At 66.5% G+C, this 21,446-nt stretch carries 11 protein-coding genes; 2 read left to right on the forward strand and 9 right to left on the reverse strand.

What is annotated here, in order from left to right; all coding sequences use genetic code 11:
- Positions 1-250 precede the first annotated feature (250 nt).
- The gene (locus IPM49_09245) at positions 251-880 is read right to left on the reverse strand and encodes a hypothetical protein (GenBank protein ID MBK9274710.1); all 630 of its coding nucleotides are present in this window, start codon (positions 878-880) and stop codon (positions 251-253) included.
- 207 nt (positions 881-1,087) lie between these two features.
- On the opposite strand from IPM49_09245, the gene IPM49_09250 reads away from it, so the two are divergent.
- Complete coding sequence (locus IPM49_09250) at positions 1,088-1,666, forward strand: hypothetical protein (GenBank protein ID MBK9274711.1); 579 nt, start codon at positions 1,088-1,090, stop codon at positions 1,664-1,666.
- Between the two features lie 52 nt (positions 1,667-1,718).
- Here the strand turns inward: IPM49_09250 and IPM49_09255 are convergent, their stop codons facing one another.
- From IPM49_09255 to IPM49_09285, 7 genes are all read right to left on the reverse strand, one after another.
- A complete protein-coding gene (locus tag IPM49_09255) occupies positions 1,719-2,354 on the reverse strand; it encodes a hypothetical protein (protein MBK9274712.1) in 636 nt (211 codons plus the stop codon).
- A 241-nt stretch (positions 2,355-2,595) separates the two neighbouring features.
- Positions 2,596-3,702 carry a DGQHR domain-containing protein gene (locus tag IPM49_09260; GenBank protein MBK9274713.1) on the reverse strand — a complete coding sequence of 369 codons (1,107 nt, stop codon included), beginning with the start codon at positions 3,700-3,702 and terminating at the stop codon, positions 2,596-2,598.
- A gap of 197 nt (positions 3,703-3,899) precedes the next feature.
- Positions 3,900-6,095, reverse strand: coding sequence for a carboxypeptidase regulatory-like domain-containing protein (locus IPM49_09265; protein ID MBK9274714.1), 2,196 nt, complete (start codon positions 6,093-6,095; stop codon positions 3,900-3,902).
- 3 nt (positions 6,096-6,098) lie between these two features.
- The gene (locus IPM49_09270) at positions 6,099-7,034 is read right to left on the reverse strand and encodes a type IX secretion system membrane protein PorP/SprF (GenBank protein MBK9274715.1); all 936 of its coding nucleotides are present in this window, start codon (positions 7,032-7,034) and stop codon (positions 6,099-6,101) included.
- A 65-nt stretch (positions 7,035-7,099) separates the two neighbouring features.
- The gene (locus IPM49_09275; protein ID MBK9274716.1) at positions 7,100-16,855 is read right to left on the reverse strand and encodes a gliding motility-associated C-terminal domain-containing protein; all 9,756 of its coding nucleotides are present in this window, start codon (positions 16,853-16,855) and stop codon (positions 7,100-7,102) included.
- Between the two features lie 272 nt (positions 16,856-17,127).
- Entirely contained in the window at positions 17,128-18,510 is a 1,383-nt protein-coding gene (locus IPM49_09280) for a hypothetical protein (protein MBK9274717.1), read from the reverse strand.
- A 46-nt stretch (positions 18,511-18,556) separates the two neighbouring features.
- Positions 18,557-19,522: a hypothetical protein gene (locus tag IPM49_09285; GenBank protein MBK9274718.1), complete on the reverse strand. Its 966-nt coding sequence runs from the start codon at positions 19,520-19,522 to the stop codon at positions 18,557-18,559.
- Positions 19,523-19,603: 81 nt separating this feature from the next.
- Between IPM49_09285 and IPM49_09290 the strand changes: the two genes are divergently transcribed.
- A complete protein-coding gene (locus IPM49_09290; protein ID MBK9274719.1) occupies positions 19,604-20,146 on the forward strand; it encodes a hypothetical protein in 543 nt (180 codons plus the stop codon).
- Here IPM49_09290 and odhB read toward each other — a convergent pair.
- Positions 20,143-21,423 carry a 2-oxoglutarate dehydrogenase complex dihydrolipoyllysine-residue succinyltransferase gene (odhB, locus tag IPM49_09295; protein MBK9274720.1) on the reverse strand — a complete coding sequence of 427 codons (1,281 nt, stop codon included), beginning with the start codon at positions 21,421-21,423 and terminating at the stop codon, positions 20,143-20,145. The genes IPM49_09290 and odhB overlap by 4 nt on opposite strands.
- Between the last annotated feature and the right edge of the window lie 23 nt (positions 21,424-21,446).

The following is a 21,446-nucleotide window of genomic DNA, read 5'->3' on the forward strand; positions in this document are numbered from 1 at the left end:
AAACCATTTCACACGATCAACCTGCGATCCCTTATCAAAAGGGACCGATCGAGTACAAAGCACCAACGCCAGGTCTCACTTTTCCTGTTCATGGTTCCACGGATGCTGCATCTGTTATCCGCGCAGAGGACTTACCGGTTGGGAGGCGTGGGGTGTGCGGCACCATTTTCCAACGGCTCCGGGTCCGGCCGCTCACCAAACAGATGGCACCATCGCCTGGCATACTTCGGCGGTCGCCTGGGGTAGGCCATCAACAGGTCAGGGAGCTCCACGTCAGTGCCTTCACATCAGCGCCATCGGCCTTCGCATCACCTCCATCGGCCTTTGCAACCCCGCCATCGGCGATCGTGTCAGGTCGGTGCTCCCTTGCACGACTTCCGTTCGTCGTTGCATCCCCGCCAACGGCCTTTGCAAGGGCGCCATCGGGGTTTGCATCGCCGCCATCGGCCTTTGCACGGTCGCCATCGGCCTTCGCATCCCTGCCGTTCCCGATCGCATCACCGCCAACGGCCTTTGCAAGGTCGCGATCGGGGTTCGCATTGCCGCCATCGGCCGTTGCAACGCCGTCAACGGCCGTTGCATCCGTTCCATCCCCCTTTGCATCCCCGCCATTCCCCTTCGCGATCCGCACATCTGCCTTCGCATCGCCGCCATCCGCCGTTGTGTCAGCACCACATGCGCACGCCGGCCCCCTAGCTCTTCGTTCTTCCTCCTTCTTCCTCCCCGCACCCGTCTTCCCGACGCCCGCCTCTGCGCCCTCTGCCCCTCTGCGTGAGTTCGTGTCCACCGCTGCCGTCAGGCTGCCACCCAACTTTCTTCCTGGCTCTTTCTCCTTGTTCCTTCTTCCTTCCTGCTCCCACCGCTCAAGGGAGACTGCCACGGCGCTTCACCCAGCGGCCCATCACAGCGCCTCGCAGTGCCGGTCGGGATGCGCTCTGCGTCCTCTACCCCCCGCGTGAGTTCGTGTCCACCGCTGCCGTCAGGTCGTCTCTTCTTTCAGCTTTCAGCTTTCATCTTTTCCTCCCTGGCTCTTCCTCCTTGTTCCTTCCTCCCTCCTGTTAGCCCCTCTCCCTATCTTGCTCCACCCGTGCGCCGCGCCTGCCTCATCCCCGTGTTGCTGCTGGCGCTCACCGCCTCCGCGCAGGACGGCACCTTCCAGATCCTCAAAGGCGGCAAGCCCGTGGGCCGCATCGACGTGAAACGCACGGAGGCGGCGGGGAAGGCGGTGTACCGCATGACCTCCCGCTCCTCCATCGTGGTGCTGTGGACCCACGACGTGCGCAGCGACATGCTCACCGAGTACCAGGGTGGGCAGCTCACGCGCTGCTACAGCACCTACCACGTGGACGATGAGCTCCGCGACAGCAGCTACCTGTACACCGTGGGCGGGCGGCCGCTGTGCTACGTGCATCCGGGCGAGGTCTTCGTGGGCCGCACGGACAACCCCTGGACCGTGGCCCGCATGTACTACGAGGAACCGATCGGCCAGGACAGCATCTTCGTGGAGAGCGAGCTGCGCGACTGCCCCTTGCGCGCGGTCGGCGACGGCCGCTACATCCTCACCATGCCCGAAAAGGGCACCAACCACTACACCTACCGCGACGGTGTGCTGCACGAGGTGCTGGTGGACCGCACGCTCTTCAACCTCCTGTTCCGGCGCACGTGAAACGAGGAAGGGCGCCCCGCAGGACGCCCTTCGCCGTGGATCGTTCCGGAGCTCACTTCACGAAGCGGCGGCTGCCCACCTCCTGTCCGCGCTGGCGGATGCTCACGAGGTAGTGCCCGGCCTCGAGGGCCTGCACATCAAGCTGCAGCAGGGTCTCGCCGTTCACGCCGTGGCGGGTGGCCACGCGGCCGGTGGCGTCCAGCACCACCAGCTCATCGGCCTGCACGTCACCCAGGTCCACGTTCAGCACATCGGCCACCGGGATGGGGAACAGGCGCACACCGTCCATCTCGGCCGTTTCCGGCACGGACACCGCGGCGAGCGTGATGATCTGGTTGATCTCGGCCACCATCTGGTTGTAGCTGAAGTTCCACATGTCCTCCACGATCTCCTTGTCGCTGGGGCGGATCAGGCTCACGGTGGGGAAGCCCAGAGGCCACCACACGCTGCCCTGCAGGGTCAGCGGCGCCTCGTTCACCACGGGATAGGGCGTGCCGGTGAGCCAGTCGCCCTGCGTGGAACCCGTGTTGCCCTGGAGGTCGGCCAGGGTCGTGCTGGCATCGGCCTCGTAGAAGAGGATGCGCAGCTGATCGCTGCCCGGAGGACCGTAGTTGTTGTACAGGTCGCGCAGTGCGTGGCTCTGGTGCAGCGACCAGCAGGGGCCGCACCAGGTGGCGGAGGCGTCCACGATCACCACCTTGCCCGCATTGAGCCAGGTGTACAGGTTGTGCTGTGCGCCGTTGAGGTCGGTGACGGTGAAGTCCGGCGCGGTGCCGAACTGGGCCGAGGCCTAAAGGCCGGCGACGGCGGCGAGGGCGAGTAGTCCTTTTCGCATGGGATGTTGTTTGGCCCGAAGCTAGGCCGCTGCCGCTCCGTTCCCGGCCACAAAGGAGCTTCCATCCTTGGGCGCCTGTGGCCCCTGTTCATCCCTAAAGGCCCACGCGCTGCGCCAGGTAGCGGTGCACCTTGGCCACGCGTTCCACCTGGCCCTTGGCGGCGAAGCGCTCGTAGAAGCCCTCGTCGCGGAACTCGCGGACCACCTCGCCCCAGGGGGCCAGGCGCTGGGCCCAGCGGCGTTCGCGCCCTTCATCGGCCTGCTGGTCCGCGATGGCCAGGTCGGCGCACACGCGCAACATGGCCTTCAGGGTCACGGGCTTGGTCACGTGGTACTTGGGGTGGCCCCAGGCATCGCCCCAGGCGCTGCGGGCCGCGCGCAGGAACTCCTGCACCGTGCGGTAGCGCTTCTCCACCGTGCGGGCGCTGGCATCCACGGTCTCGCCGCGCTTGGTGCTGCGCACGATCCACCGGTGCACCTCGTTGAAGAGCTCGGCCTGCATGATCCACTTCTCCTGCTTGCTGCGGTTGCCCAGGCGGTTGATGCGGTAGCGCAGCGGGCTGTCGGGGTCGCCGTAGAGGCGCTCGATCACCTTCGCGGCCAGCCGCTTGTCGGGCTTCTCCCAGCTCACCTTCTCGTACAGGTCGATCAGGTGGCTCTTGTTGATGCGGGTGGGCGTGCTGTTGATGATCACGAACATCTCCGCGGCGAAGTCCTCGCTCTGCCCATCGAACACCACGCAGGGCACGTGGATGCTGCGGGCCTCCTCGGGATGGCTGCGGAAGAAGAACTCCAGCGCGGCCAGGCGATGCTGGCCGTCGATGATCAGGTACTTCTCGCGCGGCTCCTTCAGGTCGCCCACATGCTGGTAGTGCCCCAGCGGGCTGAAGTCGAGCGTTTCGCTGGTGAACAGCAGCACGGTGCCGGGGATGGGCGGCTGGGTGACGGCGGTCTCGTAGAAGTTGCGGATGGCCTTCACCTTGGCCTTGCTCATGGCGCGTTGGAAGGCGGCGTCGCTGCGCTCGATGCGACCGATGAAGCCGGCCACCTCATCGTCCTTCGTCCCCGGATCGGCGGCGATGGCCGCTTCGCCCTCCGCGTAGTACCGGCTGATGAAGCGCACACGCCGCAGCAGGTCCTCGGCGGGATAGCTCACGAAATAGAACCGGGCGTCCTTCTGGGGGATGCGGGTGGCGATCATACCCCCGAAGGTAGATCGGCCGCGGTGGAGCGTCCAAAAGAGGCCATCTCTCCATCCCGGACCCGCGCCGGAGGCTGATCGCCAGCGGCTGGCGGCTGGCGGCCGGCGGCTGGTGGCTGGTGGCTAGTGGCAGGGGTAAATGAGGACGGGCCCCCGCATCGCAGGAGCCCGCCGCTCGTCCAACTAACCCCCCTACCCTATTTCGATAGCACCTTGAACTCGGTGCGGCGGTTGCGCTGGTGCTCATCCTCGCTGCACTTCTCACACACGCACTTCTCGCTCGGCAGCGATTCCCCATAGCCCTTGCTCGTCACCCGGTCCTTGGCGATGCCCTTGGCGATGATGTGGTCCACGGCGCTCTTGGCCCGCTTCTGCGACAGGCTCAGGTTGTAGGCGTCCTTGCCGCGGCAGTCGGTGTGGCTGCTCAGCTCGATCTTCACCGTGGGGTTGTCGTTCAGCGTCTGCACCAGCTTGTCCAGCTCCAGGGCCGCGTCCGGACGGATGTTCCACTTGTTGTAGTCGTAGTAGATGTTGTCCAGGCGCACCACCTGGTTCACCTCCAGCGGGAACAGGCGGAAGTCCGTGTGGATGATGGCGCTGGGCTTGCCCTTGGTGCTGATGCGCGCGCTCTGCTTGAAGAAGCCCTCCTTCTCCACGCGGATGCGGTAGTCGCTCTCGGGCTTCAGAGCGAAGGCGTACTTGCCCGTGGCATCGGTGGTGCGTTCCTCCAGCAGCTGGTCGTTGCCATCGTACAGCATCACCCTGGCGCCGCTCAGCGGCACTTCGGTCTCCCCGTGCATCACCACGCCCTCGGCGGCGTAGTCGTACTTGGTCATCTCCACCACGATGTCCTCCAGCGGGTCGCTGTCGGTCATCACGCTCACCTCCTGTTGGAAGTAGCCGTTCTTGGTGGCCACGATCACGTACTTGCTGCGGTACTCGGCGTCGATCTTGAACTTGCCGCCGGGCTCGGTCTCCAGCTGATAGCGCTTCACGTGCTCGTTCTTCTCATCCTTCAGCAGGATGGTGGCGCCCTCGATGGGCTGGCGGGTGGCCTTGTCGATCACGATGCCGGCCAGGTACATCATGGGCGGGCGCACCGTGCACCCGTAGACGTCGTCGCTGCCCACGCCGCCGGGACGATCGCTCACGAAGAAGCCGGTGCTGTCGTCGGCCAGCAGCAACAGACCGAAGTCGTTGTAGCGGGAGTTCATCGGGGCCTTCAGGTTGAACACCGTGCCGGGCCCGGTGGGCAGCAGCTTGGTGCGGAAGAGGTCCAGCCCGCCCAGGCCGGGGTGGCCGGTGCTGGCGAAGAAGAAGGTGCTGTCGCGCCCGATGAAGGGATACATCTCGTTCCCCGGGCTGTTCACCTTGGGGCCCATGTTCTGGGGAGCGCCCCAGTTGTTGCCCAGGTTGTCGCAGAACCAGATGTCGGTGCCGCCCTGGCCGCCGGGCATGTCGCTCACGAAGTACATCCGGCGCCCATCGTGGCTTACACAGGGGTGGCCCACGTTGTACTGCGGGTTGTTGTGGTCGAAGGGGATCAGGTTGCCCCACTCCTGGTTGCCGAACTCGCCGGTGGTGATGTCGGTGAAGAAGATGCCGAGCTTCAATTCGCCATCGTCGGCGAGGTCCTTGGTGCCGTAGAAGAAGTTGTTGCGCGTGAAGTAGAGGCGGTCGGCCAGGGAGTCGAAGCTCGCCGTGCCATCGTGGAAGCGGCTGTTCACGTCCTTGCGCATCACCATCGGCTCCTCGGCGGTCTGGCCCTTCAGCAGGGCGCTGTAGAGGTTCAGGAAGGGCTGGTCGTCCCACTTGTAGGCGGCTTTGCCTCCGGTCCCTTCGCCCCGCGCGCTGCTGAACAGCAGCAGCTCCTCAAGCACGGTGAGGCCCAGGTCGGCCTGCGGGCTGTTGATGGGCACGGTGCGGATGCTGGCGCTGCTGCTGTCGCGATTGAGGCGGTCGAAGAGGTCCGGATGCTTCACGTAGGCCTCGGCCCGGGGATCGCCCGGGTTCTGCTCCAGGTAGCGGGCATACATCTGGTTGGCCTCGGTGTACTTGCCGTTGGTGCGCAGCACCTCGGCATGGTCGAAGAGGTCCTGCGGGCTGGGCGATCCGCTGGTGAGCTGCGCGTAGGTGGCCTCGGCCAGGTCCAGGCGGCCCATGCGCTTGTAGGCCATGGCCAGTCGGCGCAGGTCGGTGGCATCGGCCTTGCCCTTGTCGGCCAGGTCCTGGTACACCTTGGCCATGGCGGGATAGTCGAAGTCCTCGGCGTAACGCGCGGCCATGCGCTCCTTGAGCTTCTGGGCACCGGCGGCCAGGGGCAGCACGGCCAGGATGAGCAGGCCGAAGGTGCGTGCGGTGGGGCGGTTCATCGGTCGGTGGGTCTGCGTCATGGCTCAGAAGTAGCGCGGTGAGCGGATGCCCTTCATGCGTTTGCCGAAGTCGAAGCCGATCATCACCTCATGGCTGCCGCCGCTGTAGTTGCGCAGCGGGCTCAGCGGATAGTCGTAGGCGTAGCCGGCCGAGATGCCATCGGTGAAGTAGTACTGGGCCAGGGCGCCCACGGCATCCTCGTGGCGGTACATGGCGCCCAGCCAGAACTTCTCGAAGAAGAAGAAGTTGGCGCTCACGTCGAAGCTGATCGGCGCGCCCTGCACGGCCTTCACCAGGAAGGTGGGCTTGAACTTGTGGTACATGCCCATGTTGAACACGTAGCCGCCGGTGAGGAAGTAGTGCGGGCGCTGGCCCTGCTGCCAGGCGGTGCCGGTGGTGTCGACCGGCGCGTCCTTGAAGAACTCGGTGCGCAGGAGCTTGGGCGTGCTCACACCGAGGAAGAAGCGCTCGCCGTAGTACATCATGCCGAAGCCGAACTGCGGGTCCAGCTTGGTGTTCACGTTCTGCTGGAACACCTGGTCGCCGCTCTGCAGGGGGTTCAGCTCCCCGAACCGGCCCTGCACCAGCGTCATGCCGCCCTTGAGGCCGAAGGCCAGCTTGCGCTCGTTGGCGAAGTGGATGCGGTAGGCCAGGTCGATCATGAAGCCGTACTGGCTCACCGGGCCATGCTCATCGCGCATGATGGTGCCGCCGATGCCCACGGTCTCCCGCGCCAGCGGGGCGTGCACCGTCAGCGTCTGGGTGCTGGGCGCACCCTCGAAGCCCACCCACTGGTGGCGCGTCAGGGCCTTGATGCTCACCCGCTCGGCGGCGCCGGCATAGGCCGGGTTGATCGCCAGCAGGTTGAACATGTACTGCGTGAACTGCGGATCCTGCTGGGCGGCCACGGGGGCCGCGAGCACGAAGGCCAGGAGCAGGGCTTTCCAACGGGAGGCCATGGTCGCCATGGGTTGAACGCCGGAGGGCGCGGTGTTTCGGTGTGGGGTCCTCGGGATGCGCATGATCAGCGGCGGATGTAGATGTAGCCGGTGAAGGGCTCCTCACCGTTGCCGAGGTCCAGGATGAAGTAGTAGGTGCTCTCGGGCAGCTCCTCGCCCCAGTTGAGGCTGTTCTCGCTGCGGCCGTTCCAGTCGTTGGTGTAGGGCGAGCGGTCCAGCACCTTCGCGCCCCAGCGGTTGAACACCTGCAGGCTGTTGTCCGGATAGCTTTCGAGGTTGTGCACCACATAGGTGTCGTTCACCCCGTCGCCGTTGGGGCTGAAGGCGTCGGGCACGATCACCGTCAGGCAGTCCTTCAGGCGCACCAGCACCGAGTCGCTGGTGGTGCCGCACACCCCGTTGTTCACCGTCCACACGAACCAGGTGTTGCCCAGCGCCAGCCCGCTCGCGAAGGCGGCCGGGTCGGCGGGGTCGCTCAGGGTGGCCGTACCGCTCACCACGCTCCAGGCCCCGGTGGCCAGCGCATCGAACACCGGTTCGGCGTCCAGCGCGGTGCCGGTGAACTGGTGCTGGCAGAACTCCTGGTCCTCGCCCGCATCGGCCGCGGCCAGCGCGCTGTTGTACACGAAGAAGCTCATCTGGTCGCTGGTGCTGCCACAGGCGCCGTTGTCGATGGTCCACTCGAAGACCGTTTCACCCAGGCCCAGGTCGGTGACCGCGGTGAAGGGGCTGGTGGGATCGGCCAGCGTGCCGGTGCCGCTGATCAGGGTCCAGAGGCCAACGGCCGGGGCTACGGGTGAACTGGCGAACATGGTGGTGTTGGGTGCGGGTGAACAGAAGCTCTGATCGTCGCCCGCCAGTGCGGCGGCGGCGGTGTTGTCGAAGACCTGGATCAGCACCGTGTCCGTGGTGATGCCCGGGGTGCAGGGGCCGTTGTCGATGGTCCACACCAGCGTGGTGGTGCCCGGGGTCAGGCCGGTGATGCTGCTCGTGGGGCTGGCCGGATCGGTCACCGTGCCGCTGCCGCTCAGCACCGTCCAGCTGCCGGTGGCCGGGAAGATGAGCGCGTTGCCGGCCAGCGTGGTGCTGCTGGTGGGCGTGCACAGCTCCTGGTCGGGGCCCGCATCCGCGGCATCCTGGCTTGCATCGAACACGCTGATGGTCACCTGGTCGGTGGTGGTGCCGTTCGGGCAGGGCCCATTGCTCACCGTCCATTCGAAGACGCTCACGCCCACCTGCAGGTCGGTGATGGTGGTGGTGGCGCTGGTGGGGTCCGTGATGGTGCCCGTGCCGCTCACCAGCGTCCACTGGCCGGTGGCCGGATACGTGGGGTCCGTGGCCGCCATCGTCACCGTGTTCGGGAAGGTGGGGATGCAGATCTCCTGGTCGGGACCGGCGTCGGCGCTCGGCGAGTTCTCGTCGAAGAGCGTCACCTGCATCGTGTCGGTGGTCACCGCGTTGGGGCAGGGCCCGTTGTCGATGGTCCACACGAACACGTTGTCGCCGATGCTGAGGTTGAACACCGCCGTGTTGGGGTCGCTGGCGTCGGCGAGGGTGCCACCGCCCTGCAGCACCGTCCACTGGCCGGTGGCCGGGAAGATGGGGTCGTTGGCGGTGAGCACCGCACCGGTGGTCGGCGTGCACAGCTCCTGGTCGGGGCCGGTCTGCGCGGGCGGCTGGTTCTCGTCGAAGATGAACACGCTCACGGTGTCCGTGCTCGGCGGGCCGAAACCGCACTGGCCGTTGTAGATCTGCCACACGAACACGTTCTCACCCACGGCCATGCCGGTGATCATGCTGAAGGGATTGTTCGGCTCCACGATGGTGCCGCTGCCACTGAGCAGGCTCCAGGTGCCCTCACCCGGGAAGGCCGGGATGTTGCCCTGCATCATGGTGTTCACCTGCGGCGTGCACAACTCCTGGTCGGGTCCCGCGTCGGCGGTCGGCGCAGTGGGGTCGTACACGTAGATCTGGATGGTATCGCTCATGATGCCGTTCTGCGGGCAGGGACCGTTGTCCAGGGTCCACACGAACGTGCTGATGCCCACGGTGAGGTCGGTGATGGCCGAGGTGGGACTGGCGGGGTCGACGATGGTCCCCGCACCACCGATGAGCGTCCAGCTGCCGGTGGCGGGCGCCTGGGGCGGCGCCGCGGCCATCACGGTGCTGGTCAGCGGCAGGCACACCTCCTGGTCCGGGCCCGCATCGGCGGCACTGGTGCTGTCGCTGTACAGGATCACCGTCACCTCGTCGAAGGTGATCGGGTTGGCACAGGGGCCGTTGTCCACCGTCCAGCGGAAGGTGTTCACGCCGATGCTCAGCGTGCTCACCAGCGTACCGGGGTCGTTCGCGTCGGCGAACACGCCCGTGCCCGCGATCACGCTCCAGGTGCCCGTGGCGGGGAAGATGGGCGTGTTGCCCGCCAGCAGGGTGCTATCGGTGGGCACGCAGAGCTCCTGGTCCGGACCGGCATCGGCCGGCGGGTTGTTCGGATCGAAGACGAAGATGCTGACGAGATCATCGCTGATGCCACACACGCTGTTGTCGATGGTCCACTGGAAGATGTTCTCCCCGATGGTGAGGCCGGTCACTTCCGTCAGCGGGTCGTTCGCATCGGCGAACACGCCCGTGCCCTGCACCAGGGTCCAGGTGCCGATGGCCACGCCCACGGCGGTGTTGCCCTGCAGGAAGGTGCTGCTCGCCGGCGCGCAGAGCTCCTGGTCCGGGCCCGCATCGGCCGGCGGCGCGTTCTCGTCGAAGAGGTTGATCACCACGTTGTCCGCGGTGATGCCGTTGGCGCAGGGACCGTTGTCCACCGTCCAGGCGAATTCGTTGAGCCCGATGCCCAGGCCGGTCACCGTGGTGTTCGGATCGCTCGGGTCGGTGATGGTGCCCTGACCGTTCACCAGGGTCCACTGGCCCGTGGCCGGGAAGGTCACCGCACTGCCGCTCAATGTGGCGCTGGTGATGGGCGTGCAGAGGTCCTGGTCGGCGCCCGCGTTCGCATCCGGGTTGCTGTCGTCGAAGATGAAGATGCTCACCGCGTCGCTCGTCACCGGGTTGGCGCAGGGTCCGTTCGTCACGGTCCAGAGGAACACGTTCTCGCCCACCGTCAGGCCGGTCACCGCCGAGTTCGGGTCGGTGGGGTCCACGATGGTGCCCGTGCCGCTCACCAGGGTCCACAGGCCCGTGGCGGGGAAGATCACCGCGCTGCCCGCCAGGGTGGTGGTGGTGTCCGGCGTGCACAGCTGCTGATCGGCACCGGCGTCGGCCACCGGATTGTTCGCGTCGTACAGGAAGATGCTCAGCGTGTCGCTCGTCACCCCGTTCGCGCAGGGGCCGTTGTCCACGGTCCACACCAGCACGTTCTCGCCCACGATCAGGCCGCTCACGGTGGTGGCGGGATCATTGGCATCGGCGAAGCTGCCAGCGCCGGCCAGCACGGTCCAGGTGCCCACGCTGGGGAATATGGTGGTGCTGCCCGCCAGGGTGGCGGCGGTGGTGGGCGTGCACAGGTCCTGGTCAGGGCCCGCGTCGGCGCTGGCGCTCTGCGGATCGAAGACCTGGATGCTCACCTGATCGGTGGTGATGCCATTGGCGCAGGGGCCGTTGTCCACGGTCCACTCCAGGATGGTCTCTCCCACCACCAGGTCGGTCACCACGCTGTTCGGGTCGTTGGGGCTCACCACGGTGGCGGTGCCGCTCACCACGGTCCAGGTGCCGGTGGCCGGGAAGGTCACCGCGCTGCCGCTCAACGTCACCGCGTTGTCCGGTGCGCAGAGCTCCAGGTCGCCACCGGCGTCGGCCACCGGGTTGGCATCATCGAACACGAAGAGGCTCACCACATCGCTGGTGCTGCCGTTCGCGCAGGGGCCGTTGTCCACGGTCCACTGCAGCACGGTCTCACCCACGCCCAGGCCGCTCACGCCGCTGGTCGGGTCGTTCGGATCGTCGATGATGGCACTGCCGCTGACCACGGTCCATGTGCCGATGGCCGGGAAGATCGGTGCGTTGCCCGCGAGCGTGGTGGTGCTCGTCGGGGTGCAGAGCTCCTGGTCGGGGCCGGCGTCGGCGTTGGCGTTGTTCGCGTCGAACAGGAAGATGCTCACGGTGTCCGTCGTGATGGGGTTCGTGCAGGGGCCGTTGCTCACGGTCCACACCAGCACGTTCTCGCCCACGCCCAGGCCGCTCACCACGGCGTCGGGATCACCGGGGTCGTTGATGGTGCCACTGCCGGCGATCAAGGTCCACGTGCCGGTGGCCGGGAAGGTGAGCGCGCTGCCCGCCAGGGTGGCGTTCACGTTGGGTGTGCACAGCTGCTGGTCGGGACCTGCGTTGGCCACCGGGTTGTTCTCATCGAAGACGAAGAGGCTCACCTCGTCGAAGGTGATCGGGTTGGAACAGGGACCGTTGTCCACCGTCCAGCGGAACACGTTCTCACCCACCGGCAGGTCGGTGATGGCCGTGGTGGGGCTGCCGGGCGTCACGATGGTGCCGCCTCCGCTCACCAGGGTCCAGGTGCCGGTCGCCGGGGTGATGAGCGCACTGCCCGCCATGGTGGTGCTCGTGTTCGGCGTGCACAGCTCCTGGTCAGGGCCGGCATCGGCCGGCGGGTTGTTCGCATCGAACACCAGGATGTTCATCTGGTCGTTCGTGTTGCCGTTGATGCACGGCCCGTTGTCCACCGACCAGCGGAAGGTGTTGATGCCCACGGTGAGGTTGTCCACGGTGGTGTTCGGGTCGGTGGGGTCCGCCAGCGTGCCGCTGCCGGCGATCAGGGTCCACACCCCGGTGGCGGGCGGCAGCAGCTCACTGCCGTCCAGCACGGCCGCATCATCCGGCGTGCAGTACTCCTGGTCGGGACCGGCGTTGGCGATCGGGTTCGTGTTGTCGTACACCACCACGCGCAGCGTGTCCACGGTGAGGCCGTTGGCACAGGGTCCATTGCTCACCGTCCAGGTGTACACGTTCGTACCGACCGAGTATCCGGTGAGGTTGGTGAAGGGCGCGTTCTGATCGTCGAAGGTGCCGCTGCCGCTCACCACCGCCCAGGTACCCGTGGCCGGGAAGGTCACCGCACTGCCGTTCACCACGGTGAGGGTGGTGAGGATGCAGAGCTCCTGGTCGGGGCCGGCGTTGGCCACCGGGTTGTTCGCGTCGAAGACGAAGAGGCTCACCTCATCGAAGCTGGGTGTGCCGCACACGCCATTGTCCACCGTCCACCGCAGCACGGTCTCGCCCACGCCCAGTCCGGTCACCTGCGTGTTGGGGTCATTGACCGACACGATCGTCGCGGTGCCGCTCACCACGGTCCACGTGCCCACCGCGGGGAAGACCACCGTGCTGCCGGCCATGGTGGTGGTGCTTGTGGGCGTGCACAGCTCCTGGTCGGGTCCGGCATCGGCCGCTGCGTTGCCACCGTCGAACACCGTGATGCTCACCTGGTCCGTGGTGATGCCGTTCGCGCAGGGACCGTTGTCGATGGTCCACTGGAACACGTTCACCCCCACGCCCAGGCCGGTCACCACGGTCAGCGGATCGTTCGGGTCGAGGATGCTGCCGCTGCCGCTCACCAGCGTCCACGTGCCCGTGGCCGGGAAGGTGATGGCGTTGCCGGCGAGGGTCACCTGGTTGGGCACGTCGGGGATGCAGATGCTCTGGTCCGGACCGGCATCGGCGTTCGCCTGATCCTCATCGTACACGAGCACGGTCAACGCGTCCGTGCTCACGCCACAGGCTCCATTGTCGATGCTCCACTCCAGCTCATTGATGCCGATGCTCAGGCCGCTCACACTGGTGCCGGGATCGGTCGCGTCCGCGAAGGTGGCCGTGCCTTGCACCACGCTCCAGCTGCCCGTGGCCAGGCCGGTAGGCGTGTTGGCGGACATGCTGATGCTGGTGGTCGTGCTGCAGATCGTCTGGTCCGGTCCTGCTTCAGCGGGTTGCGCATTGCCATTGAACAGGTTGATGGTCACCTGGTCGCTGGTGATCGGGTTGGCGCAGTTCCCGTTGCTCACGGTCCATTGGAACACGTTGGGACCCAGGCCCAGGCCGGTCACCTGGCTGTTCGGGTCACCGGGGTCCACGATGGTCCCGCTGCCGCTCACCAGGGTCCATGTGCCCGTGGCTGGTACGATCAGCGCACTTCCGCTGAGCACCGTGGTGGTGATGGGCGTGCAGAGGTCCTGGTCGGGGCCCGCGTCGGCCACCGGGTTCGCGGCATCGAACACGAACACGGTCATCTGATCGTTGGTGAGCCCGTTCGCACAGACCCCATTGCTCACGGTCCAGCGGAACACGTTGATGCCCACGGCCAGGCCGGTCACCAGGGTGTTCGGATCATTGGGGTCCGCGATCGTGCCCGTGCCGCTCACCAGGGTCCAGGTGCCCACCGCCGGCGGGATCACCGCGCTGCCGGCCAGGTTCACCTGCGAGGGGAAGGTGGGGATGCAGATCTGCTGATCGGGCCCGGCATTGGCCACGGGGGTGGCACTGTCGAAGAGGGTGATCGTGACCTCGTCGAAGCTCGTGCCCGCGCACGGCCCGTTGCTCACCGTCCAGCGGAACACGTTCACACCCACACCGAGACCGGTGATGCCCGTGCTGGCACTATTGGGCGAGCTGATGGTGCCCGAACCGCTGACGAGCGTCCAGGTGCCCGTTCCGGGGAAGATCACCGCGCTGCCGTTGAGCGTCGTGCTCGTGATGGGCGTGCACAGCTGCTGGTCCGGTCCGGCGTTCGCCGCCGGCATGGAGGGATCGAAGACCGCGATGGTCACCTGGTCGGACGTGGGTGCACCGCAGGCCCCGTTGTTCACCGTCCACTGGAACACGTTGTTGCCCACCGCGAGGCCGGTCACCGCGCTGGCGGGGTTGCCCGGCGTGCTGATGCTGCCGCTGCCGCTCACAAGCGTCCAGGTGCCGGTACCGGGTGCGGTGACCGCGTTGCCGGCGAGGGTGGCGCTGGTGGCACCGCACAACGCCTGGTCGGCCCCGGCGTTGGCGTTCGCCTGGTTCGCATCGAACACGGTGATGGTCACCTGATCGGAGCTGATCGGGTTCTGGCAGGCACCGTTGTCCACGGTCCACTGGAACACGTTGGCACCCAGCCCCAGGCCGGTGACGATGCTCGTTGGGTTGCCCGGGGACACGATGTTGCCGCTGCCGCTCACCAGCGTCCACACGCCGGTGGCCGGGAAGGTGGGCGTATTGCCTGCCAGGGACACGGAGCCTGTCGAGGAGCAGATCGACTGGTTCGGGCCGGCATTGGCCACCGGGGCATTGGCGTCGAACACACGGATCGTGACCTCGTCATTGGTCAGTCCGTTCGCACAGGGGCCGTTGTTCACCGTCCACCGGAACACGTTGTTGCCGATCCCGAGGTTGGTCACCTGCGATGTGGGGCTGTTGGGGCTCGTGATGGTGCCGCTGCCGCTCACCAGGGTCCATGTGCCGAGCGCCGGTGCGATGGGCGTGCTGCCCGCAAGCTGCGTACTGTTCGTGCTGCTGCAGATCTCCTGATCGGGTCCCGCATTGGCCGAGGGTGAAGCGCTGCTGAAGACCGTCACGCTCACCTGGTCCTGGGTCACGCCGTTCACACAGGGGCCGTTGTTCAAGGTCCACTGGAAGATGTTGACGCCCAGCCCCAGGTTGGTCACCAGGGTGGTGGGAGCGTTCGGGGTGGAGATCGTTCCTTGTCCGCTCACCAAGGTCCACGTGCCTGTGGCGGGAGCGATGGGTGCATTGCCCGTGAGGGTGATGCTGTTCGGGGGCGAGCACAGGGTGAGGTCCGGGCCGGCGTTCGCGCTCGGGCTGTTCTGGTCGAACACCGTCACGGTCACTTCATCCTGCGTGCTGGGTGGTGCACAGGGGCCGTTGCTGATGGTCCATCGGAAGCGGTTCACGCCGATGCTGAGGCCGCTCACACCGCTGGTGGGGCTGTTGGCATTGGCGAACACACCGCTGCCCTGCACCACCGTCCAGGCGCCCGTGGCCGGGAAGATCACGGCATTGCCGGCCAGCGTGGTGCTGGTCGTCGGCGTGCACAGCTGCTGGTCGGGACCGGCGTTCGCCGCAGGCTGCGCGTTGTTGTACACGAAGATGGTCACCTGGTCCGTCGTGGGCGCACCGCAGGGTCCGTTGTTGATCGTCCAGCGGAACGTATTGGCGCCCACGCTCAAGCCGCTGACGGTGCTGGTGGGGCTGTTGGGGTTGGCCACCGTGCCCGTACCGCTCACCAGTGTCCAGGTGCCCACCGCCGGCGATGCGGCCGTGTTCGCGGCCAGGGTGGTGCTGTTCGCCGGCAGGCACAAGGCCTGGTCCGGGCCCGCATTGGCCGCGGCCTGCCCGGGGTTGAAGGAGGTGATGGTCACCTGATCGGTCGCGATGCCGCAGGTGCCGTAGTCCACGCTCCATTGGAACACATTGGCGCCTTGCGACAGACCGCTCACCGCGCTGGTGGGCGAGTTGGCGTCCGCGAACACCCCGCTGCCGCTCACCACCGTCCACGTCCCCGTCACCTGGCTGTACGGAAGTGCTCCGGCCAGCGTGGCCGATCCTCCGCAGACCTGTTGATCGGGCCCCGCGTTGGCGGCCGTGAAGGGCGGGGTGACGATCACCGAGTAGCCGAAGTCGTTCGTGCCGATGAGGGGACACGCGTCATCGGTCACGGTCACCGTGAAGTTGTTGGTGCCGAGGTCCGCCACGGTGGGCGTCCAGTTGAAGGTGCCGACCGGGAAAGGCAGGCCCGCCGTGGTGAAGGTCGCTCCGGGGATGCCGCTGTTCCAGTTCATCTGGACCGTCTGGCCCGCGTTCGCGTCGTTGGAGTTGACGGTGAACGTGATGGGCACACCGGCGCAGACCGAGGTGGTGAAGTTGGCGGAGCCATTGATGCCGCTCGCGGTCGGCGCGGTGTTGCCCGCACACGGGCGCACCACCACCTGCACATCGCGGGTCACGGTACCGATCTGCACGCCGTTGCGGAACTCGCGCACCCTGTAGGTCACCACCGCCACCTGCAGCTGGTTCGGGATCACGGTCATGGTGCCCGTGGTGGCGTTGAGCTGCACGGCACCGGCGCCGCCGCCGTTGCGCACGGGCTGAAGGGCGCTGTAACCGGCCGCATAGTTGAGGTTGTTGCCGTTCGCGCCCCGCGCCGCGATCAGCTCGTAGGTCAGCAGGTCACCGTCGGGATCCACTGCGCCGGGATTGTAGCTCACGCTCTGGCCGAGGCAGTAGAACGGTGTGGGGTTGGTGAGGAAGTCGGCCGAGTTGTTGCACGGCGTCACCGTGTTGTTCAGCGTGGCGTCCAGGTAGAGGTCCTGGTTGCCGGGGTTCTGCAGGGAGGTGACCGCATTGTTGCGGCAGCACAGCGACCAGCTGAACACCCAATCGGTGCCACAGCCCGCCCAGGCGTTGAGGTTCACCAGCCGGGTGTAGGTGTACTTCTCCACACCGTACACGCCACCGGGGTTCAGGCATCGGTCCGTCTCGCTGGCGCAGATCGGCGTGATCACCTGTACCCCCTGGAAGGTGAAGCACTGGTTGAAGTTGGCCCCGCACTGGGTGCTGCGCACGTTGAAGCTCAGGCCGTTGTTGCAGTTGGTGGGTGCCGCCACCCCGTTGCAGTCGCGATAGAAGTCGAGCGTCACCAGGTACTGGTTCGGCGCCACACAGGTGTAGCTGATCTCCCCGCCCATCGCATGGGTGGCACGGGCCTCATGGCCCCAGCCCAGGGCGGCCACGAGAGCCAGGGGGGCCAGAGAGCGACGGAGAAGGGACGGTACGCGCGATGCGAAGGGGGAGCGTCGGGTTCGGGTCATGGACCAGCCTGTTGTGGCCCTTCCGGGAGCGCGACGGCGGGATGGCCGCTCAAGGGTCCGGCCCGGCCATCATTCCGCACCGCGCCTGCCTGCCTTCGATGCCGGATCCATGGCATGCACTACGCCCATGCTCCCATCAGGTGCCGGGCAAACGTAGCCGGGCCCCGGCCGCAGGGCCGATGCGTGGCTTCCGCAGTTGTCAACACGGCGATGTGCGGTGACCGGACCGCGCTCGACCCGGACACGCATCGCGGACGCGATGCCTCAGCAGCTCAGTGCTTCACGATGCGCTCCGTGGATCGCGTGCCGTCCAGATGTTCCAGCTCCAGGAGCCCGGGTCCCGGAGCGAGGTCCCGCACATCGATCGTCGCACGCGTCGACGAGGTGAAGGACCCCTGGTCGATCGCACGACCTTGCGCATCGCGCAGCACCCACCCCTTCAGGCCCGCATCGGGGGAGGCCTCGATGAAGAGCACCTCGTCGGCCGGAACGGGATGCACGCGCACCGCGCGCTTGTCCACGCGCGCGAGGCCCACATTGCCCCCCGACAGCTCCACATCATCCACCCAGAGCACGGACCCGGGCAGCGTACCGGAGAACACGATCAACAGCAGCGTGTCCGGCATGGTAAGCACGGTGGCCGGTGCGGACAGCAGGGTCCATCCCGAGGTGGGACCGGCGACCTCCGCGAAGGCGGACCCCACGGGAGCACCACCGCTCAGGAAGTACGCGGCGATCCGTGCCGTGTCCGGACCTGCTGGCTGGTACTGCACCCACGCGTTCATCGTTCCTGGCATGTCGCTGTAAGGCACGCCACCGTTCACGCCGAACGGGGTCAATGCGCCGTTGGTGAGGATGCCGGGAATGGTGTCGTTGCCCACGCCCAAGGTGGTGACACGCGCGGACAGGGCACCGCTGTGGGCCTGTGTGGACGGGGTCACGGAGCTGAGCTGGAACGGTGCGAGCAGGGGGTTGAACGAGCTCCAACCGTCCGGATCCTCGCTGGTCACCTCATCCCAAAGCTCGAATTCATGGTTGGGCAGCACATCCGGCGTGGGGGTGATGAACGAGGTGAGACGCACGGCGTCCACTTCGATCCACGACCCATCGGCGATGCCCGACGGTGCGAAGGGGTTCGAACTGGCGAAGGCCACCACCACACTGTCCGGCGCGATGGGAACGCCCTGGTTCACGGGAAGATCGAACGTGGTCCAGGTGGATTGCGACCCGCCGATGGTGTGCACGTCCAGGACGGCGAGCACCCCGAAGCTCCAGATGCCCACCAGCACGACGGCCGAATCCCCGGGCTGCAGGTCGTACCGATAGTAGCCCTCGATGGCATCGATCGCGGTGGTGAAGGGCACGCCGGCCACGGGCAGGTCATTGTCGATGTTCCCGAGCAGCGCGAACCCGAACACGGTGTCCGGTCCCTGCACCACGGTCTCCATCCGCACGCCGTAGGTCCCGGACGCGCCGGCCACGCGGGAGGTGTTGTTGAGCCCGGGCGCCTCGGAATTGCTCGTGCGCCAATCACTCGCCTGTTCGAAGAGCACCGTGGTGCTCCACGTCTCGAATCCACCATTGGTGATGGCCTGACCCACCGCGAAGCGGGGGATGAGAAGAACAAGGGCGGGAACGAGGATGCGCGGTGACATGGTCCGGATGTTGATGCGCGAAGCTAACCGCCCCCCCGGATCGGGCTCACTCGCGGACGAATCGCGCCGTGCGCTGCACGAAGGTGACAGGGTCGGTGTATCGGACCAGGTAGAGACCCGGCGCCAGGAAACCCACCGGGACCGAAGCGCCGGCAAGCCGCCCGCTGCTGATGCGCTCACCCGCCGGTGTCAGGATCTCCAGGAGTCCTCCGGGCTCCGCACCCTCCAGCGAGAACCGCTCGCGAACAGGGTTCGGATGCACCATCAGCGTTCGTTCCCGTTCGCGGGTCACGGCCACGGTCGGTCCCAAGGTGGTGGTGCCATCCCTGTCCACCTGCCGAAGCCTGTAGTAGCTCACCCCGGGAAGGGGTCGCTCATCCGCCACGGCGTACACCTGCTCGTGCTGGCTGTTCCCCGCACCCGGCATCTTCAGAAGTTCGGTGTAGGCATCACCGTCCGCCGACCGGTCGATGACGAAGTGATCGTTATCCTGTTCGGTGGCCGTGCTCCAACGCAACCGGACCGACCCATCGTCGGGTTCCGCGGTGAAGGTGAGCAGTTCCACCGGCAGCGGACTGAACCCGCACAGGATCTCCTGCGAGGCGATGCCGGGGCCATGGATCTCAATGCGCACGGTCGTGCACCCGAGCGAAGCAGGGGTCGCCGTGGCGCAATTGGTCATGGCCGTCCAGTCGTTCGAGGAGAGCACCGAACCGGATCCCCCGTTGTTCGGCAGGTCGAAGAAGATGCTCGTGCTGCCGCAGGTCACGCGGCCCTGAAGGGTCCACAGCGACGACGGGATGTTGGAACCGGAAAAGGTGATCGTGTACCCCATGCGCACCCGGTAGTTGTACCCGCCCGGGCAGCTCATCGAGGCGGGTACGATGGCCTGTGGATACACGCTAAGGTGGACCGTGTACCCGTTCGCCGATGTCACCGAACATTGGGAAAAGGCCATGCCCGACAGGACCAGGGTGAGGGCTACCGTGATGAAGGTTCTTCGCAGGATCATACCGGCCATGGTGCGCTTCGGATGAGGGCGTTCTACGCGTTCGCCGGCGGACAGGTTCACGCCGGAACGCACCTTTGTTCGATGACCTCCATCATCCTGTGGTCCATCCTGGCGGTCGCGCTGGCCTCCACGGGCCTGGCCCTGCTCATCGTCGGCTATCGACGCCGTGCGGCCCGGCTGCTGATACCCGGGGTGCTGTCCCTGATGGCCTCGACGGTGTGTGCCGGCGTGGTGGTCGTGAAGGCCGCGCAGCGCGCGGTGCATCATGCGCAGGATGCGCTCGCACCGCGACCCGGAGCCGAGATCTACGCCGCGCTTTTCGGCAAGCCCGGATCGTGTGTGCAGGTCATCGATGCCCAGGACCAGATCATCCCGAAGCTCGACCCGGTCATCCGCCTCCACGTGAACACCTGCCCCACCGAGGTGTGGCGCGTGCTGCGACAATACAGGTACGAGCTGAAGGTGGAAGCCACGAACAAGGACACCAGAGACCGGTTCTCACCACGCACATTCGGCGACAGCGTGCTCACGTTCACCACCACCATTGTGGAGGGGCGCAACTGGCGCACACTGATCATCGCGCGCGACAGCACGCGCATGATCGTGGTGGATGCGGCGGACTAGAGCCCCAACAACACCTCCCCCGGGTCCTTCCCGCCGAACACCAGCTTGTTCGGATCCTCGATCATCTCCTTCACCTTGTACAGGAAGCTCACGCTCTCCTTGCCATCGATGATGCGGTGATCGTAGCTCAGCGCCACGTACATGATCGGGCGGATGACGACCTGACCGTTCACGGCCACCGGGCGCTCCACGATGTTGTGCATGCCCAGGATGGCGCTCTGCGGCGGATTGATGATGGGCGTGCTGAGCATGCTGCCGAACACGCCGCCATTGGTGATGGTGAAGGTGCCGCCGGTCATCTCGTCGATGCTCAGCTTGCCGTCGCGTGCCTTGACCGCGAGCTCCTTGATCTTCGCCTCGATCTCGGCCAGGCTCATGCGTTCGGCGTTGCGCACGATGGGAACCATCAGCCCCTTCGGACTGCTCACCGCGATGCCGATGTCGGCGTAGTCGAAGGTGACGATCTCCTCGCCCTGGATCTGCCCGTTCACCGTGGGGAACAGACGAAGCGCCTCGGTCACGGCCTTGGTGAAGAAGCTCATGAAGCCCAGGTTCACGCCCTTCTGCTCCTTGAACTTGTCCTTGTACCTGTCGCGCAGCGCCATCACCGCGCTCATGTCCACCTCGTTGAAGGTGGTGAGCATGGCGGTGGTGTTCTTCACGCTCACCAGGCGCTCGGCCACCTTCTTGCGCAGGGTGGTCATCTTGGCCCGGCTGTCGTTGCGCGTGCCGCCCCAGCCGTTCATCAGGGCGCTGCCGGCATCCACACCACCGGCGATGTAGGCTTCCACATCGCTCTTGGTGATGCGCCCGTTGGGACCACTGCCCTTCACCTTGCTCGGGTCCACGCCTTTCTCGTCCAGCATGGCCTTGGCCACAGGGGTGGCGTATGCGGCGGGGGCAGGGGCAGCGCCTGCGCCGGGAGCTTCGGCGCGCGAGGCAGCAGCAGCGGCAGGAACAGGCTTCTTGGCCTCCTGCGCCTGCGCCTTGGCTTTATCATCCGCCGAAGCCTTGGCGGAGGTGGACTTCTCGGCCTTCACGCTGGTGTCGATCCGTGCCACCACATCGCCCACGTTCACCGTGGCATCCGCCTCGGCGATCAGTTCAATGCGGCCTTCGGCCTCGGCGCTCAGCTCCAACGTGGCCTTGTCGCTGTCGATCTCGGCGATCACCTGGTCCTTCTCCACCGTGTCGCCGCTCTTCACGAGCCATTGCGCGATACGGACCTCACTGATGCTCTCTCCGGGGCTGGGGACCTTGATGTCTACGGTGGCCATTGGCGGGATGGGGGAATGCGATG

The organism is Flavobacteriales bacterium, from assembly GCA_016715895.1.
Taxonomy (GTDB): Bacteria; Bacteroidota; Bacteroidia; order Flavobacteriales_F; family PHOS-HE28; genus PHOS-HE28.